The 16,322-nt window shown below is 68.9% G+C and carries 14 protein-coding genes; 7 read left to right on the top strand and 7 right to left on the bottom strand.

Going from position 1 to position 16,322, the window contains the following annotated elements; genetic code table 11:
- Window positions 1-199: 199 nt before the first annotated feature.
- Both VSR71_RS23420 and VSR71_RS23425 read left to right on the top strand, forming a co-directional pair.
- The gene (locus tag VSR71_RS23420; RefSeq protein ID WP_342916190.1) at window positions 200-1,795 is read left to right on the top strand and encodes a 3'-5' exonuclease family protein; all 1,596 of its coding nucleotides are present in this window, start codon (window positions 200-202) and stop codon (window positions 1,793-1,795) included.
- Between the two features lie 120 nt (window positions 1,796-1,915).
- Entirely contained in the window at window positions 1,916-2,356 is a 441-nt protein-coding gene (locus tag VSR71_RS23425; RefSeq protein ID WP_342916191.1) for a hypothetical protein, read from the top strand.
- A gap of 95 nt (window positions 2,357-2,451) precedes the next feature.
- Here VSR71_RS23425 and VSR71_RS23430 read toward each other — a convergent pair whose 3' ends face one another.
- Complete coding sequence (locus tag VSR71_RS23430) at window positions 2,452-3,423, bottom strand: pyridoxamine 5'-phosphate oxidase family protein (protein ID WP_342916192.1); 972 nt, start codon at window positions 3,421-3,423, stop codon at window positions 2,452-2,454.
- A gap of 57 nt (window positions 3,424-3,480) precedes the next feature.
- Window positions 3,481-4,140: a glutathione S-transferase gene (locus VSR71_RS23435; protein WP_342916193.1), complete on the bottom strand. Its 660-nt coding sequence runs from the start codon at window positions 4,138-4,140 to the stop codon at window positions 3,481-3,483.
- 110 nt (window positions 4,141-4,250) lie between these two features.
- Between VSR71_RS23435 and VSR71_RS23440 the strand changes: the two genes are divergently transcribed.
- The 3 genes from VSR71_RS23440 to VSR71_RS23450 all read left to right on the top strand — a co-directional run bounded on the left by VSR71_RS23440 (window position 4,251) and on the right by VSR71_RS23450 (window position 6,879).
- Window positions 4,251-5,141: a LysR family transcriptional regulator gene (locus VSR71_RS23440; RefSeq protein WP_342916194.1), complete on the top strand. Its 891-nt coding sequence runs from the start codon at window positions 4,251-4,253 to the stop codon at window positions 5,139-5,141.
- 253 nt (window positions 5,142-5,394) lie between these two features.
- Entirely contained in the window at window positions 5,395-6,081 is a 687-nt protein-coding gene (locus VSR71_RS23445; protein WP_342916195.1) for a helix-turn-helix domain-containing protein, read from the top strand.
- Between the two features lie 123 nt (window positions 6,082-6,204).
- Entirely contained in the window at window positions 6,205-6,879 is a 675-nt protein-coding gene (locus VSR71_RS23450) for a histidine phosphatase family protein (RefSeq protein ID WP_342916196.1), read from the top strand.
- Window positions 6,880-7,045: 166 nt separating this feature from the next.
- Here VSR71_RS23450 and VSR71_RS23455 read toward each other — a convergent pair whose 3' ends face one another.
- From VSR71_RS23455 to VSR71_RS23465, 3 genes are all read right to left on the bottom strand, one after another.
- A complete protein-coding gene (locus VSR71_RS23455) occupies window positions 7,046-8,221 on the bottom strand; it encodes an acetyl-CoA C-acetyltransferase (RefSeq protein WP_342916197.1) in 1,176 nt (391 codons plus the stop codon).
- A gap of 156 nt (window positions 8,222-8,377) precedes the next feature.
- Window positions 8,378-8,839: a PaaI family thioesterase gene (locus VSR71_RS23460; RefSeq protein ID WP_342916198.1), complete on the bottom strand. Its 462-nt coding sequence runs from the start codon at window positions 8,837-8,839 to the stop codon at window positions 8,378-8,380.
- 4 nt (window positions 8,840-8,843) lie between these two features.
- Window positions 8,844-9,815, bottom strand: coding sequence for a nitronate monooxygenase family protein (locus VSR71_RS23465; RefSeq protein WP_342916199.1), 972 nt, complete (start codon window positions 9,813-9,815; stop codon window positions 8,844-8,846).
- 192 nt (window positions 9,816-10,007) lie between these two features.
- On the opposite strand from VSR71_RS23465, the gene VSR71_RS23470 reads away from it, so the two are divergent.
- Both VSR71_RS23470 and VSR71_RS23475 read left to right on the top strand, forming a co-directional pair.
- Complete coding sequence (locus VSR71_RS23470) at window positions 10,008-10,883, top strand: crotonase/enoyl-CoA hydratase family protein (RefSeq protein WP_342916200.1); 876 nt, start codon at window positions 10,008-10,010, stop codon at window positions 10,881-10,883.
- Between the two features lie 42 nt (window positions 10,884-10,925).
- A complete protein-coding gene (locus tag VSR71_RS23475; protein ID WP_342916201.1) occupies window positions 10,926-11,597 on the top strand; it encodes a nitroreductase in 672 nt (223 codons plus the stop codon).
- 63 nt (window positions 11,598-11,660) lie between these two features.
- Here VSR71_RS23475 and VSR71_RS23480 read toward each other — a convergent pair whose 3' ends face one another.
- Both VSR71_RS23480 and VSR71_RS23485 read right to left on the bottom strand, forming a co-directional pair.
- On the bottom strand, window positions 11,661-14,441 hold the full coding sequence (locus tag VSR71_RS23480; RefSeq protein ID WP_342916202.1) for a LuxR C-terminal-related transcriptional regulator: 2,781 nt from the start codon (window positions 14,439-14,441) through the stop codon (window positions 11,661-11,663).
- A 249-nt stretch (window positions 14,442-14,690) separates the two neighbouring features.
- Entirely contained in the window at window positions 14,691-16,238 is a 1,548-nt protein-coding gene (locus VSR71_RS23485) for an AMP-binding protein (RefSeq protein WP_342916203.1), read from the bottom strand.
- Window positions 16,239-16,322: the final 84 nt, after the last annotated feature.

A 16,322-nucleotide genomic window follows, 5' to 3' on the forward strand; every position in this document is an offset into this window, starting at 1 on the left:
GCAATCTTTTTTTGCTGCGGTCAGCGCTGCAAACCTCGCCGCGCCAACCTCCCGGTCGACCCCGCAACCCTTGCTGCGTCTGCCTTGCAGCGCCGCGTTGTGTTGCGAGGGGGCGAATATTAAGGGACGCCGAGGTGCTTGGCAAGGGGTTTCTGAAAACTTCTTCGTGCCGCCATCGCCGGGCACTTAAAATCGGCTGATGCCGGATATGCCCACTTACCTGCCGTCGCGCATGCCCGCGGACGGCAAGCACTTTGCAGACGCCCTCGCGCTCGCCGAGGCGCTGTCGCGCCCGATCGTCTTTGTCGACCTCGAAACCACCGGGGCCGATGCCCAGCGTGACCGGATCACCGAGATCGGCGTCGTCGAGGTCGGCCCGGACGGGATTACCGAATGGGACACGCTGCTGGACCCCGGCCTGGGGATCCCGCCGTTTATCCAGCGCATGACCGGCATCTCTGACGAGATGGTGCGCGGCCAGCCGACGTTCGAGTCACTCGCCGAAACGCTTGCCGAGCGCCTGCAGGGCCGTCTTTTCGTGGCCCATAACGCACGCTTCGATTATGGCTTCCTGAAGAACGCGTTCCGGCGCGCCGGCGTCACCTTCCGTGCGGATGTGCTGTGCACGGTACGCCTGTCGCGCTCACTCTACCCGTCGGTGGAACGCCATGGCCTCGACGCGCTGATCGCGCGCTTTGGCCTGACGCCCAAGGGCCGGCACCGCGCCCTGGCCGATGCCGAACTGCTATGGCAGTTCTGGCAGAAGATCCACGACACCTATTCGGTCGAGCTGGTCGAGGCTGCGGTGCGCTCCCTGGTGCGCCGCGCCAGCCTGCCTGCCGGACTGGACGAAACCGCGCTGGAAGACGTGCCTGCCGCCCCCGGTGTCTATATCTTCTATGGCGACGACGACGTCCCGCTGTACGTAGGCAAGAGCGTGCATCTGCGCCAGCGCATCGGCGCCCATTTCTCGGGCGACTACCGCTATGGCAAGGATATGCGGCTGGCGCGGCTGGTGCGCCGGGTCGAGTGGCGCGAGACCGGCGGCGAGACCGGCGCGCTGCTGCTCGAGGCCAGGCTGGTCAAGACGATGCAGCCGGTCCACAACCAGCTGCTGCGCAGCAACGCCCGGCTCTACGCATGGGAGCTGCCGCCGCAATTGCCGGTGCCGCTCCTGCGCACCAGCCGCGACACTGATTTCTGCCGGCATCGCGATCTGTTCGGCGCCTTTGGCAGCCGCGGTGCGGCCGAGGCGCGCTTGCGCGGGCTGGCCGAGGAACACGGGCTGTGCATGGCCACGCTGTCGCTGGAAAAGACCACGCGGCGGGGCAACCCCTGCTTCGCGCGGCAGGTCCACCGCTGCGCCGGCGCCTGTGTCGGCGCCGAGCCATCCGCCGCGCACCGCGCCCGCCTGGCCACCGCACTGGCGCCGCTGGCGCTGGTGCCATGGCCGTTTGACGGTCCGGTGGCATGGCGCGAGGAGCATGCCGGACGCACGTGGTGGCATGTCGCCAACGACTGGTGCTATCTGGGCTGCTCGCCCACGCTGGACGAGGCGCGCGCGCTGGCCGTGGCCCCGGCGCACTTCGACCTGGACACCTACCATATCCTGGCCCCGCGCATGGCGCAGTGGATGCCGGAAACGGTCCCGCTGCCGGTGGCGAGCCTGTTCAAACTGACCCCGCCGGCGATACCGCAGGATGTGGTACGGCCGCTGCGTGCCGCAGCGGGGACCGCCCCACGCAGGCCAACCCGCGTGGCCGGTCAGCAAGCCCTGGATCTGTTCGGCGACTGAACCGCGCCGCCGGCTGCGGGCTGTGTGTGGTGGCGCGCAGACCGTGCTTGTGGCCGGGCGCGCCATTCCGTTAGTCTCGACGGACCGCCCTTGCCGCCGGGCGAGCGATGCGGAGTCTCCATGCCTGCCAAACTGTCCCGTCCTGCCGAAACGGCCCGCGGCGCCGCGCGGGTGCGCGCGTGCCTGGCCATCCTCTGGGCCGGGGCCTTCACCGGCGCGTGTGCCGGCCTGGGCGGCAGCGCCATGCAGGACATCTTCGACTCCTGGAAGAACGTCCCTGTCGAGGAGGCCAAGCGCCAGTGGGGACCGCCGCAGGCGGTTCAGGCGATGCCATCCGGCACCGCCTATGTTTGGAACGAGACCATCCCGGCAGCGCGCGCGCCAGGCAGCGGCCCCCGCGATGCCGGCATGGAGCGCACGCCGATGCCGGGCCATTGCCAGCGCAAGCTGATCGCGGGCCCGGACGGCATCGTCATCGGCGGCGAATGGAGCGGCGATGCCTGCTGCATCAGCACGCTGGTCGGCCACTGTGCGGCATTGAAGTACCGGGGACGCGGCTGACCGGCGGCACGGCGCCTTGAGGTACCGCATGACGAGCGGAACCGAGTCCGCCATCACCTGCGCCTGCCCACCCGTCGCAGAATGGAACGCACTGCTCAGGCCGCCGGCCAGGCGCCGGTGGCAGCCAGCACCGGCGAGTATTCGCGCAACTGCCAGCGCATCGGCAGCACCGACGGGCGCCGCACCACCCGCTCGACATGCAGCCGCACCAGCCGCTCCGCCCCGGCGAACGCTGCCAGCTCGGCGCCGTCCCAGATCACTTCGGCATGCCCACCGACATGGAGCAGCGCCCCTTCGGCGAAATCGGGCACCACCAGCCCCGCGCGCGGGTTCTCCAGCAAGTTGCCGACGGTATTGAAGAAGTTATTGCCGTTGAAATCCGGGAAGGTGAGCGCGCCATCGCCGTCCACACGGATAAAGCCCGGCTTGCCGCCGCGGTGCGACACATCGACGCCGCCGGTGTGCTCGCCCTCCTCCGGCGAGGCCGCATGGCTGGTTGCGATGAACAGCGTGTCGGCCGCGCGCAGCGATGCTGCCGCATCGTCATCCAGCGCCGTGCCATGCCATGCCGGCATGAAAGTCCCCGGTTGCGCCGCGGTGCCTTCGCGCAGCTGGATATAGCGCGGGCAGTTGCCGAAGCTCTGCTCGACTTCGACCGTGAACCCGCGCTGGTCGCGCGCGACGATGAGGCCGTTCATCCGGTTACGACGGCGCGTGGCGAGTTCGATGCCAAGCAACCCGACGCGCGCACCGTGCTCCAGGGACTGTTCAAGCGGATCGCCAGGCAGCGGCAAGGCGTCGATGCGCAAGTGCGTGGCATCGGGGCTGTATGCAAACCCGGGCGCGCCGGCAAGCACCGATGCCCACGGAAAACCACCGGCGTCGACCGCGCCAACCAGCAGGAATGGCAGCTGCGCAAAGAACTGCCGATGCTGTTCTGGCATTTCGCCGCGGATCACGCGCGCGCCGGCCGCAGCCATGCGCTCGCGCTTGCCGGCGCGCTCCTGCGCGGCCAGTTCCCCGGCGTGGAAAGGCAGGCCGGCATGCGGCCAGACGGGCAGTTCCATGATGGACTCCTTGGCAGATGCAGCGGGCGCTCGCGCGGCGGCGCTGGGTTATCCGGCTCAGGCAGCCCGGCCGGGCCGGGATACGATCATCGGCACGAAGCCCGGCAGCGCCTCGATGCGTCGCAGCCAAGCGTTCAGTGCGGGATACGGCGCCAAGGGCACGTTGCCTTCTTCGGCGCGGGCAATATAGCTGTAGGCGGCGACGTCGGCGAGCGTGGCATGGCTGGCTGCCAGGAACGGCTGCTCGGCCAGCAGGGATTCCATCAGCACGAACAGCCGCTGCGCGCGGGCGATGGCGTCGTCCAGCGGCACCGGCCGCCCGAACAGCACGCCCAGGCGCGCCGCGGCGGGACCGAAGGCGATTTCGCCGGCGGCCACCGACAGCCAGCGCTGCACGCGCGCGGCTCCGACCGGGTCGCGCGGCAGCCAGCGGCCATCGTCGTAGCGCGTGGCCAGGTAGACCAGGATCGCGTTGGAATCGCCAATCACCACGCCGTTGTCGTCCAGCACCGGCACTTGTCCGAAGGGATTGAGCCGCAGGAACGGCTCGCGGTGCTGCTCGCCACCGCGCAGGTCGACGTCGACCAGCCGGTACGGCAGCGCCAGCAGCGACAGGAACAGCTCGGCGCGATGGGCATGGCCCGACAGTGGCGACCGGTAAAGGACGAGCGGGACGAGCGGAACGCGGGGCTCGGCGGGATGGCTGGCGGCTTGCATGACACACTCCTCGGTGGTTGGGATAGAGGGATTCTGGACGCGGAAGGCGGTGCAATAAATGGGGCGCCTGGTATTTGACTACTCCGAAAATCGGAGTAGTGTGTGGCGCCATGGACAAGCTTCGAGCCATGCAGACTTTCGTACGGATCGTGGACGCGGGCAGCCTGACGGCCGCCGCGGCGACGCTGCACACCTCGCTGCCCGCGGTGGTGCGCACGCTGGCCGCGCTCGAGTCCGAGCTGCAGGTGCGGCTGCTCAACCGCACCACGCGGCGCTTGTCGCTCACCGGCGAGGGGCGCAGCTACCTCGACAGTTGCCGGCGCATTCTCGCCACCATCGATGAAGTCGAAGCCGGCCTGACCGCCAGCCATGTCGAGCCCAGCGGCCAGCTCACGCTGACCGCGCCGGTGCTGTTCGGGCAGATGTATATCGCGCCGGCGGTCACGCGCTTCGTGCAGCGCTATCCGCGCGTGCGCTGCCGCATGGAATTCACCGACCGCGTTGTAAACCTGCTGGAAGAAGAACTCGACGTGGGCGTACGCATCGGCCCGCTGGCGGATTCGACGCTGGTGGCGCAGCCGGTCGGCCATATCCGGCGCGTGGTGGTGGCCACCCCGGCCTACCTGCGCAAGCATGGCACGCCGCGCCACCCCGACGACCTGGCGCGCGCCAACTGCGTGCGTTTCACCGGCAACGCCGCGCACTGGTGGACGTTCCAGGAAAACGGCAAGCCGTTCCAGGTGCAGGTGACGGGCAACCTCGAGTTCAACCAGACCGCGCCAGCCGTTGCCGCTTGCGCGGAAGGCGCCGGCTTCGGCAATTTCCTCTCGTACCAGGTGGCGCAACTGGTGCAGGCGCGCACGCTGCGCATTGTGCTGGAGCCGTTCGAGCAGCCTGCCTGGCCGCTGTCGCTGATCTATCCGCATGCGCGCCTGCTGCCGGCGCGCACGCGCGCCTTTATCGACTGGATGCGGGACGACCTTGGCCCGCGTTTCCGCTGAGACAGCGCTCGCGAGAGCCAGAACCGAAACGCCGCCGCTTCGTTCACATACAGTCTCGGCATGGTATTCGGCTCGCTCTGATACTGCCTGCAAGGGCATCCACCACGCGGAGCAACGAGCATGCGTAGCTTGCGCGCAAGTGTGGCCACCCACCCGTTCGCAGCGACCGGCCACCCGACAAAAGCCTTGACGCCGCGCGGCGCGCACCGGTATTTTTCAAAAGCGAATCCGAATTCGAATACGGAAAATCCCTATGCCAGCGACATCATCCGGCCTTTCGGCCACCTCTTCCTTCCCCCGTATCGATACGCCTTCGATCCTGCAGCCGCCGCGCCAGCGGCGCGCGCGCGAAACCGAGCAGGCCCTGCTCGGCGCAGGCCGCGAACTGCTGGCGAAGCGCGATTTCGCCGCGGTTTCGGTGGCCCAGATAGCCGCTGCGTGCCAGGTGTCGGTAGGCGCCTTCTACGGCCGCTTCCGCGACAAGATGGCTTTTTTCGAGGCGTTGCGCGCGCTGGTGATGGAAGAAACCTCGGCATCGATCGAACGCTACCTCGCGCAGGAGCGCTGGGAAGACGTGCCGACCTCCGTGCTGCTCGACAAGGCCGCGCGCTTCATGGTGCTGGGCACGCAGGCCAATCGCGGCGTGATGCGCGCATCGCTGCGGCATGCCTCGACGAAGCCGGAAGAGTGGGCGCCCCACCGCCAGAATGGGGAAGCGATCGTCGAGCGGATGGTGCAGTTGCTGGTGCCGCGCCTGTCGCTGCCCGCGGAGATCGCCGAGCTGCGTGTGCGCTTTGCCATGCAAGCGGTCTTCAGCGTGCTGGTCAATGCGCTGCTGAACGATTCCGGGCCGCTGCATCTCGACGATGAACGGATGATTGCCGAACTGAGCCGCATGATGGCGGGGTACCTCGGCGTCACCGACACCAGCCAGGCCTGAATTCACGCGGTAATGCAGCGCGCCCATGGCCGCTATGAATTCGGCGGTGCTTGCTTGGCGGCGGCGCACGCCCTCTTTAGAATGCGTCCACGCTGACTGCATCTAAGCCCACTGATACCGCACATGGCCACGCTTTTCCTCGTCCGTCACGGACAAGCCTCGTTTGGCGCCGCCAACTACGATTGCCTGTCGGAGACAGGCCGCCAGCAGGCGCGCTGGCTGGGCGAATACTTCAGCGAGCGCGGCTTGCGCTTCGCGCGCGTGGCAGCTGGCAACCTGGTGCGGCAGCAGGACACCGCGCGCGAGATCCTGGCCGCGATGGGCCAGCCGCAAGCGGAAATTGCCACGCATCCTGGCCTGAACGAATATGACGGCGAGGCGCTGTACCGTTGCCACACCGGCGGCGCCGACCATCGCGCGCACCAGAACGGCGACTACAACGACTACTGGCGCACTTTCCGTGCCGCGTACCATGCCTGGACCCAGGATGGCCTGGCCGACATGACGGAAAGCTGGGCCGATTTCGGCGCGCGCATTGCCGGCGCGCTGACGCAAGCCTGCGAAGGCACCACGCGTGAAGACGCCATCCTTGTAGTCAGTTCGGGCGGCGCCATCGGCCGCGCCACGGCGGACCTGCTCGGCGCTCCCGCGGCAACTGCCATCGAAATGAACCTGCAGTTCCGCAATACCGCGTTCTGCGAGATCATCGTCGGACGTGGCGTGCAGCGTTTGCTGAGCTTCAACAATATCCCGCACCTGGATCGGCCGGAACGCCGCGACGCCCTGACCTTTGCCTGACGGCCGATACACAGGCGCGCCAGGCCCAGCAACGACAAACCCGCCTGACGGCGGGTTTTTTCGTTGGCGCGGAACGCGGCAGCAATCGATCCGGCAACCGGCACGGGCACTTTGACATGCCCGCGCCGCCGGTCCTTCTCCCTTTACTACCTTTTACTACCCTTTACTACAGACGTTCGACGATGGTGACGTTGGCGAGCCCGCCGCCTTCGCACATGGTCTGCAGACCGTAGCGCTTGCCGTGCGAATGCAGCGCATGCACCAGCGTCGTCATCAGCTTGGCGCCCGATCCGCCCAGCGGGTGGCCCAGCGCGATCGCGCCGCCATGCACGTTGAGGCGCTCCGGATCGGCGCCGGTTGCCTGCAGCCAGGCCAGCGGCACCGGCGCAAAGGCTTCATTGACTTCGAACAGGTCGATGTCGTTGATGCTCAGGCCGGCCTTCTTCAGCGCGTGCATGGTGGCCGGCAGCGGCGCTTCGAGCATCACCACCGGGTCGTGGCCGATCACGGTCATATGGTGCACGCGCGCCAGCGGCTTGACGCCGAGCTTCTTCAGGCCGGCCTCGTTGACCACCAGCAGGCCGGCGGCGCCGTCGCAGATCTGGCTCGACGAGGCCGCGGTCACGCGCCCGCGTTCGGCGATCAGCTTGACCGCGCCGATGCTCTCCAGCGTGGCGTCATAGCGGATGCCTTCGTCGGAGGTATGCATTTCGCCGTTGGCACCCTCCGCGGTGCGCACTTCGACCGGCACGATCTCGGCGTTGAAGCGGCCCGCCTTGGTCGCTGCCGCCGCGCGCTGGTGGCTGAGCAGCGCATAGGCATCGAGCTGTTCGCGCGACAGGTTGTACTTGCGCGCGATCATCTCGGCGCCGGTGAACTGGCTGAACTGCACGCCGGGATAACGTGCCTCGACGCCCGGGCTCTTGGGCACGCCGAAGCCGTTCTTGGCCGGCAACTGCGACGACAGGCCCATCGGCACGCGCGTCATGCTTTCCACGCCGGCCGCGATCACGATATCCATCGCGCCCGACATCACTGCCTGCGCGGCGAAGTGCAGCGCCTGCTGCGACGAACCGCACTGGCGGTCGACCGAGGTGCCCGGCACGCTTTCAGGCAGCCGCGAAGCGAGGATGGCGTTGCGTGCCACGTTGCCGGCCTGCTCGCCGACCTGGCTGACGCAGCCCATGATGACGTCTTCGACCAGCGCGGGATCGGCGCCGGTGCGCTCGACCAGCGCATCGAGCACCTGCGCGGCGAGGTCGGCCGGATGCCAGCCCGACAGCTTGCCGCCCTTGCGCCCGCCGGCGGTCCGTGCCGCGGCGACGATGTATGCCTCTGCCATGTGATCTCCTTGTTCGGTGCCAGCCGCCCCGCGGCCGGCCAGTGCTTGATGCGGGGTGCCGGCGACTGCCGGCAGGGTTGGACCGTATTGTTGTCCCGGGCCAGCCGGCCAGCGTCGTCGGAAGCGACGAAGTTAGCCGGCCGCCTCAGTGCGGTGTCAGATGCGCGGGCCGAGCACCGCGAAGATCGCGGTGGCGCGCAGCAGGCAGCGCTCGCCGCTGACCAGCCGGCAGGTGCCGTAGCGCAGCCGCGAGCCGAGCTTGTCGAACTCCACGCGTGCCTCGACCCAGTCGCCCAGGCGCGCGGAATCCAGGTAGTCCAGGCTCAGGTTGACGGTGACCGCGCTCTTTTCGCGCCCGGTCTCCAGCGACATCATCATGCCGATGGCGGTATCGGCCAGCGTCGCCAGCATGCCGCCGTGCGGGATGCCGAGGTTGTTGAGATGGCTCTCGTCGATGCGCACCGCCAGCGTGCGGCGTGCCCGGTCCAGGTAGAGCTGGCCGAAGTTGGCCATGTAGCCGCCCAGCTGCCGCAGCGGCACGAAGCCTTCCGGCACGGCCGCGCCATCGGTGCCGTCGGCCGCCTGCGGCATCGCCGTCTCGATCCCTGCTTCGGCCATGGCGTCAGCCGAAGTAGCGCGAGGCCGAGCCAACGTGCTCGCGGCATTCGCGGACCATGCGCGCCAGCAGTTCCTCGCAGCTCGGCACGTCGTCGATCAGGCCCACGCACTGGCCGGCGCTGATGATGCCGCCATCGGTCTCGCCCGCCTTCAGCGCGGCCTTGCCGCGCACGCCGGCAACCAGGTGCTTGACGTCCTCGAACTGTGCGCCGCCGGGGCGGCGTTCGATGCTCACGACTTCATCCGACACGGCGTTCTTCAGCACCCGTGCGGTGTTGTGCAGCGTGCGGAAGATCAGGTTGGTGTCGCGCTCGCTGGCCTGCACCAGCGCCTGCTTGACGTTGTCGTGGATCGGCGCTTCCTGGGTGGCGCAGAAGCGCGTGCCCATGTTCACGCCCTCGGCGCCCAGCACCAGCGCCGCGGCCATGCCGCGGCCGTCGGCGATGCCGCCCGAGGCGATCACCGGCACCGACAGCTTGCGCGCAGCCAGCGGGATCAGCACCATGCCCGGGACATCGTCCTCGCCCGGGTGGCCTGCGCACTCGAAGCCGTCGATCGACACCGCGTCGACGCCCAGGCGCTCGGCCGACAGCGCATGGCGGATCGCCACGCATTTGTGGATCACCTTCATGCCGGCAGCCTTGGCGCGGGCGATGTGTTCCTTCGGGTTGTTGCCGGCAGTCTCCAGCACCTTGACGCCGTTCTCGATGATGACGTCGAGGTAGCGTGCGTACGGCGGCGGGTTGATCGAAGGCAGCAGCGTCAGGTTCACGCCGAATGGCTTGTCGGTCATATCGCGGCAGCGGCGGATTTCCTCGCCCAGCGCCTCGGGGGTCGGCTGCGTCAGCGCGGTAAGGATGCCCAGCCCGCCGGCATTGGAGACGGCCGCGGCCATTTCCGCGTAGCCGACCCATTGCATGCCGCCCTGGATGATGGGGTAGCGGATGCCAAGCAGTTCGGTGATTCGAGTCTTCATAATTGTCCTTGGTGCTGTCAGCTAGCGGGCCTCGGCGGCGTTCGGGCCAGTCTACGGCGCGGGCCCGCGCCATGCTTCGTCGGAAGCGACGATTGCGGGCGGCGCATTCTGCACTAGTGTTGGCTGTCCCCGCGCCGTTCCGGCCCTTTGCCGCCCGGCCCGCAGCACCCCCTTCCCTCTGCAGGAGTCGCCATGACGCAAGCCACGCCTTCGTTCGAAACCCTGCGCTACGCCGTTGAAGACGGTGTCGCCACCATCACGCTGCATCGACCGGACCAGCTCAACGCGTTCACCGCGCAGATGATGCAGGACCTGATCGCCGCCTTCGACGTCACCGATGCCGACGACAACGTCCGCGCGGTGATCGTCACCGGCGCGGGCCGCGCCTTCTGCGCCGGCGCCGACCTGTCCGGCGGCAGCTCGACCTTCGATTTCGAGAAGCGCTACGGCGCCAGCCCCGACACCGCGCACCGCGATGGCGGCGGCCGCGTATCGCTGCGCATTTTCCGCAGCCTCAAGCCGGTGATTGGCGCGGTCAACGGCGCCGCCGTCGGCGTGGGCGTGACCATGCAGCTGCCGATGGATATCCGGCTGGCGTCGACCGACGCCAGGTTCGGCTTCGTGTTCGCGCGCCGCGGCATTACGCCCGAGGCTGCATCGTCGTGGTTCCTGTCGCGCGTGGTCGGCGTTTCCACGGCGCTGGAATGGTGCTATACCGGCCGTGTATTCTCGGCGCAGGAGGCGCATGAGCGCGGACTGGTGCGCTCGCTGCACGCGCCCGAGGACCTGCTGCCGGCGGCGCGGGCGATCGCATGCGAAATCGCCGACAACGCCGCCCCGGTCTCGGTCGCGATCTCGCGCCAGCTGATCTGGCGCATGGCCGGCGCCAGCCACCCGATGGAGGCGCACAAGCTCGACAGCCGGGCGATCCAGTCGCGCGGGCGCTCCGCCGACGTCAAGGAAGGCGTCAGCGCATTCCTGGAAAAGCGCCCGGCCGCATTCCCCGACACCGTCTCGCACGACCTGCCGGATTTCTTCGACTGGCGCGGCGAGCCGCCGTTCGCCTGACGCGCCTGAACCCGGCGCCCCACCGTACCTTCCGGAGTCAGCATGAAAGTCAGCCAAGCCGTCGCCAGCCGCAAGTCCGTCCGCGGCTTCCTGGACAAGCCCGTGCCGGCCGACACGATCCGCCGCGTGCTCGATGCCGCGGCGCGCGCGCCGTCGGGCGGCAACCTGCAGCCATGGCATATCCACGTGATCGGCGGCGAGGCGCTGGAGCGCCTGCGCGGCATCATGCGCGAGCGCATCGCGCACACGCCCAAGGGCGAAGAGCGCGAGTACAACGTCTACCCACCCGAGCTGGTTGCGCCCTACCGCGACCGCCGCTTCGAGGTGGGTGAGGCGCTCTACCACTACCTTGGCATCCCGCGCGAGGACAAGGCGCGGCGGCTGGCGCAGTTCGCCAGCAACTTCACCTTCTTCGGCGCGCCGCTGGCGCTGTTCTGCACCGTGGACCGGCGCATGGGCCCGCCGCAGTGGTCGGACCTGGGCATGTACCTGCAGACCGTGATGCTGCTGCTGCGCGAGGAAGGACTCGACAGCTGCGCGCAGGAATGCTGGGCGATGTATCCGGAGACCATCGGCAGCTTCCTGCAGCTGCCGGCCGAGCGCATGCTGTTCACTGGCATGGCGATCGGCTACGAGGATCCCGAGGCGCCGGCCAACCGGTTGCGCGCAGCGCGCGCGCCGCTGACGGAGTTCGCCGAATTCATCGGCATCTGAGCCGGCACCTGAGCCGGCATCCGGGTCCAGCCGCCGCGCGCAGCTACGCTGGCGGCGGCCGGCTCAGAGCAGGCCCAGCTGCCGTGCGATCGCCACCGCCTGGGTGCGGTTGCTGGCGTGCAGCTTGGCGCTGATATTGCGCAGGTGCGTGCGCACCGTGGTCTCGGACACGAACAGGCGCTCGGCCATGGCGACATTGGAAAAGCCTTCGGCCAGCAATTGCAGCACCTTCTGCTCCTTGGGCGTCAGCGGCTCCACCAGTGCCGGCGGCGCGGGACGGCCGGCCGCGCCGCCAGGCGCTGCGCCGGCCTGCTGGCCACATGCCTGCAGCAGCTTTTCCACGTAGGCGGATGGCAGGCTGGCGCCCTGGCGGGCGCAGGCGTCGGCCACCAGCCGGCGCACGTCGTCGCCTTCGTCGGCAAAGATCCGCACGAAGCCCTCGGCCGCCCCGAAGCGCAACGCCTCGCCCATCACCACCAGCGCATGCGCGCCGTCGCCGCTACGCTGGCACGCCTGAGCCAGCAGGATGCGCAGCTTGAGCGCGCGGCGCATCAGCTGGTTGCTGGTGGCGGCCACAAGTTCGCGCTCGATCGCGTCGCGCACCTGCGCACCGGGGCGGGCATGCACGTCCAGCCGCAGCCTTCCGACAAAAATGTCCTCGACGTCGCTGGCAAACGAGCTGACGCCCGGACGGGTGCGCCACAGCGCGGGGTCGGCGGCGCGCTCGATGGCTTCCTGCGCGGCGTGCGCATTGCCCTGGCGCAGCGCCAGCCGCGCGCGCTCGAGCATCGCCGCCATCACCAGCCGGGTCAGGCCGCGGTGGTGGCCGAGCGCCTCCAGCTGCGCCAGCCATTCATGGGCCTGGTCAGTCTCGCCACGCTCGAAGGCGATGCGGGCCAGCACGGTATGGCCGGTAATGATCTGGTCCGGCAGGCCGAGGTCGCGCGACAGCGGCAGATACACGTTGAGCAGCCGGCTGGCGCGTTCGGTATCGCCACTCTCGTACAGGCCTTCGGCCAGCAGGATGCCGGCCATGGCATTGCCGTTGGTCGGGCCGAAGCGGTTCGGCAGCATGGTGCGCGCGGCGATGCGAAAGCGCGCCAACGCCTGCTGCAGCCGTCCCTGGCGCAGGTCGATCAGGCCTTCGACCGATTCGGAGAAGATCTTGTTGAAGTTGCTGTCCGAGCCGCGCACCGCCTGGCGCGCAATCTGCAGCAGCCGGCGCGCCTCGGGATAGTCGCCCATGACGGCGGCCAGCCGCGCCATCGACGTGCCCAGGATCGCGTCCGGGAAGGCGTAGCCCATCGGCAGCGGCGGCACCTCGTTGCGGGCAAAGGCGCGCGCGTCGTCGAAGCGGTCCATCATGTTGAGCAGAACGTGACGCAGCGCGCGGATATGCGCGAGCAGGTCGCCGGCCGCGCCCTCGGTCGGGATCGCCTGCAGCAGCGCGATCGCGTCGGCCGGGCCGCGCGTGAACGACACCGCCCACGCGTGCGCGATCTGCAGCTTGGGCCAGCGGGCCAGCTCTTCCGCCGGTATCGCCTCCAGCCAGCGCGTCAGCAGCCGCATGCGGCCCTGCCCCAGCAGGTCATCGACGGCGCTGTCCAGCAATTCCAGCGCATGGCCCAGCGCGCCGGCCGCGAGGGCGTGCTCGATGGCGGGCACCGGGCGTCCCTGCGATTCATACCAGCGCGAGGCAGCCAGGTGCAATGACGGCACGGCCTCGGGCATCGACTGCGCCAGCTGGCCGCGCAGGAAGCCGGAAAACAGGCTGTGATAGCGATACCACTGCCCCGCTGCCGCGCCGGTGCCACGTTCGCCGTAGCGCTCGCTTTCCAGCGGCAGCAGGAACAGGTTGGCGCGCTCCAGCCAGGCCAGGATCTCGTCGCTGCTGCCGGCGCCGCCCGCGGATGGCAGGGTGGCCTGGCAGACCGCGTCGCACAGCGGGCCGCAGAGCTGGTCCAGGATCGAGGTCCGCAACAGGAAGTCCCGCACCGCGTCGGGCAGGTGCAGGAAGACGTCTTCGACCAGGTAGTCGGCAATCGCCGCGTTGGAGCCGGAAAAGCCGGCGATGAAGCCCTCGGGCTGGCTGCGCCGCTCCATTGCCACCGAGGCCAGCCACAGTGCCGTGGCCCAGCCTTCGGTGCGCCGGTGCAGCGCGCTGATCGCGGACGGCTGCAGCTTTAGCCCGCGCGCCTGGCGCAGGAAGGATTCGGTCTCGCTGGCGCTGAAGCGCAGTTGCGCCGGCTCGATTTCGAGCAGTTCGCCGCGCGCGCGCAGCCGGCCCAGGCCGCTCTCCGGCACCCAGCGCGTGCCGATCACGACACGGCAGCCCGGTGGCAGGCTTTCGACCATCTGCCACACCAGGCCGCTGACGACGGCATTCTGGATCGATTCGAAATCGTCGAGGAACAGCGTGAAGGCGCCGCTGTGGCTGGCCAGCCGGTCGATCAGCGCGAGCGCCTGCTCGCCGGGATCCTGCATCAGCCCCGAGCGGGGCGGCTGTGCCGAGGCGCCGAGCGCCAGCGCGATGGCGGCCTCGACCGAGGCCAGGAAGCGGGTGGCATCGTTGTCGGAGCGGTCAAGGGTGAGCCAGGCGGTGCGCCCGCCGGCGGCTTCCAGGCGCGCTCGGCACTGGAGCATGGCGGTGGTCTTGCCAAAGCCCGCGGGCGCGCGCACCAGCACGAGCTTGACGAAGTCCGCGGCGCACACGGCGTCGCAGATCGACGCGCGCTCGACCTGGAACGGCGTCAGCAGCGGCGGACGCAGCTTGGCGGCGAGCGCCGCGGTCCCGGCGCCGGTGGCAGACGGCATGCGCCGCCCAGTCTCCTCGATACTTGCCATTGGCGTTTTGTCGTCTTCCGCGCCGCACCGCCCTTGCGGCATGCGAAGGGCAATGCGAAGCGATGCGCCCGCCAGCGCAGCAGCGCGGACGGGCGTGACTGTGATGGAACTTGGAATTATGGCGTAAACACGCGCGGCCGCGCGCCGCCGAGGGTTCCGGGTCTCTTCAGGCGGCCTTCCGGCTGGATTAAGGGCCCCGGACCGTGCCGCCGCTGCGCGCGCCGGGCGCCAGCCAGATGCCGGTGCCGCTCACACCAGCTTGTTGCCGTGTCCGGTCCAATAGCGGTCGCGCAGCAGCCGCTTGAGCAGCTTGCCGGTCGGCAGGCGCGGCAGTTCGGATTCGAAATCGACCGAGCGCGGGCACTTGATGGTGGACAGGTTGGCGCGGCAGAACGCGATCAGCTCCGCCGCCAGTTCCGGCCCGGCCTGCGCCATGTCGGCCGGCTGCACCACGGCCTTGACCTCTTCGCCGAAATCCTCGTTGGGTACGCCGATCACCGCCACGTCAAGCACCTTGGGGTGCGTCATCAGCAGGTTCTCCGCCTCCTGCGGATAGATGTTGACCCCGCCGGAGATGATCATGTTGGCCTTGCGGTCGGTCAGGAACAGGTAGCCGTCGGCATCGGCATAGCCGACATCGCCGATGGTGCTCCAGTCCGGATGCCGGGGATGGCGCGATTCCGCGGTCTTGGCCGGGTCGTTGTGGTATTCGAAGGCGCGGCCTTCGGCGAAATAGATCGTGCCGGGTTCGCCCGGCGGCTGCAGTTCGCCGTCGGGGCCGCAGATGCGCAGCATGCCGACCATGGCCCGGCCCACGGTGCCCTTGCGCTGCAGCCATTCCTGCGTGCTGACGACGGTCACGCCGTTGCCTTCGGTGCCGGCGTAGTACTCCCAGATCACCGGCCCCCACCACGCGATCATCGCCTCCTTGACCTGCACGGGGCACGGCGCCGCGGCATGGATCGCCACGCGCAACGACGACATGTCATAGGCCAGGCGCTGCGCCTCTGGCAGCTTGAGCATGCGCGAGAACATCGTCGGCACCAGCTGCGTATGCGTGATGCGGTGCTGCTGCACCAGCTGGAGGTATTGCTCGGCGTCGAAATGCTCCATCACCACCGCGGTGCCGCCCAGCGCCTGCACCGACATGTTGTAGCGCAGCGGCGCGGCATGGTACAGCGGCGCCGGCGACAGGTAGCGGGTGTCGGCATCGAAGCCATAGAGCCGCTGGCACAGGCTGGTCAGCGTGGTGGGATCCTCGATCCGCGGGCTGCCCGGCGGCGCGTACACGCCCTTGGGCCGGCCCGTGGTGCCGGACGAGTAAAGCATGTCGCCGCCGGTCACTTCATCCGCAATGCGCGTCGTGGGGCAGCTTGCCAACGCCGGCTCATAAGTGTCGTAGCCGGGCACCGTGCCGTCGAGCATCAGGCGGCGCTTCAGCGCCGGCGTCTGCGCCACCAGCGTGGCCGCGATCTCCGCCTGGGCGTGCGTGGTCACCAGCACCTGCGCGGCGCTGTCGTTGACGATATAGGCGGCGTCGGCCGCGTTCAGCCGGGTGCTCAGGCAGATATAGACGATGCCGCTGCGTTGCGCGCCCCAGCACAGCTCGAACATGCGCGGATGGTTTTCCAGCATGAAGGCCACGCGGTCGCCCGGGCGCAGGCCCAGCGCGCGGAACAGGTGTGCTACCTGGTTCGAGCGCTCGTCCAGCTCGCGGTACGTGACGACTGCGCCGCTGCTGCCCATGATGACGGCCGGCTTCTCTGGCGTGCGCTGCGCGTGGATGGACGGATGCATGACGTTGAGCTCCTCGACAGGGGTTCGCTGGATTGCGACGGGTGATCCCGCATTCTGTGAACGACCCGCCGGTTCAACCATCGT

The organism is Cupriavidus oxalaticus (assembly GCF_038900635.1).
In the GTDB taxonomy this organism is placed as follows: Bacteria; Pseudomonadota; Gammaproteobacteria; order Burkholderiales; family Burkholderiaceae; genus Cupriavidus; species Cupriavidus oxalaticus_B.

Bases quoted from the DNA above. Each gene is read 5' to 3' on its own strand.
- VSR71_RS23420 (WP_342916190.1), top strand. From the start codon at position 200: ATGCCGGATATGCCCACTTACCTGCCGTCGCGCATGCCCGCGGACGGC.
- VSR71_RS23425 (WP_342916191.1), top strand. From the start codon at position 1,916: ATGCCTGCCAAACTGTCCCGTCCTGCCGAAACGGCCCGCGGCGCCGCG.
- VSR71_RS23430 (WP_342916192.1), bottom strand. From the start codon at position 3,423: ATGGAACTGCCCGTCTGGCCGCATGCCGGCCTGCCTTTCCACGCCGGG.
- VSR71_RS23435 (WP_342916193.1), bottom strand. From the start codon at position 4,140: ATGCAAGCCGCCAGCCATCCCGCCGAGCCCCGCGTTCCGCTCGTCCCG.
- VSR71_RS23440 (WP_342916194.1), top strand. From the start codon at position 4,251: ATGGACAAGCTTCGAGCCATGCAGACTTTCGTACGGATCGTGGACGCG.
- VSR71_RS23445 (WP_342916195.1), top strand. From the start codon at position 5,395: ATGCCAGCGACATCATCCGGCCTTTCGGCCACCTCTTCCTTCCCCCGT.
- VSR71_RS23450 (WP_342916196.1), top strand. From the start codon at position 6,205: ATGGCCACGCTTTTCCTCGTCCGTCACGGACAAGCCTCGTTTGGCGCC.
- VSR71_RS23455 (WP_342916197.1), bottom strand. From the start codon at position 8,221: ATGGCAGAGGCATACATCGTCGCCGCGGCACGGACCGCCGGCGGGCGC.
- VSR71_RS23460 (WP_342916198.1), bottom strand. From the start codon at position 8,839: ATGGCCGAAGCAGGGATCGAGACGGCGATGCCGCAGGCGGCCGACGGC.
- VSR71_RS23465 (WP_342916199.1), bottom strand. From the start codon at position 9,815: ATGAAGACTCGAATCACCGAACTGCTTGGCATCCGCTACCCCATCATC.
- VSR71_RS23470 (WP_342916200.1), top strand. From the start codon at position 10,008: ATGACGCAAGCCACGCCTTCGTTCGAAACCCTGCGCTACGCCGTTGAA.
- VSR71_RS23475 (WP_342916201.1), top strand. From the start codon at position 10,926: ATGAAAGTCAGCCAAGCCGTCGCCAGCCGCAAGTCCGTCCGCGGCTTC.
- VSR71_RS23480 (WP_342916202.1), bottom strand. From the start codon at position 14,441: ATGGCAAGTATCGAGGAGACTGGGCGGCGCATGCCGTCTGCCACCGGC.
- VSR71_RS23485 (WP_342916203.1), bottom strand. From the start codon at position 16,238: ATGCATCCGTCCATCCACGCGCAGCGCACGCCAGAGAAGCCGGCCGTC.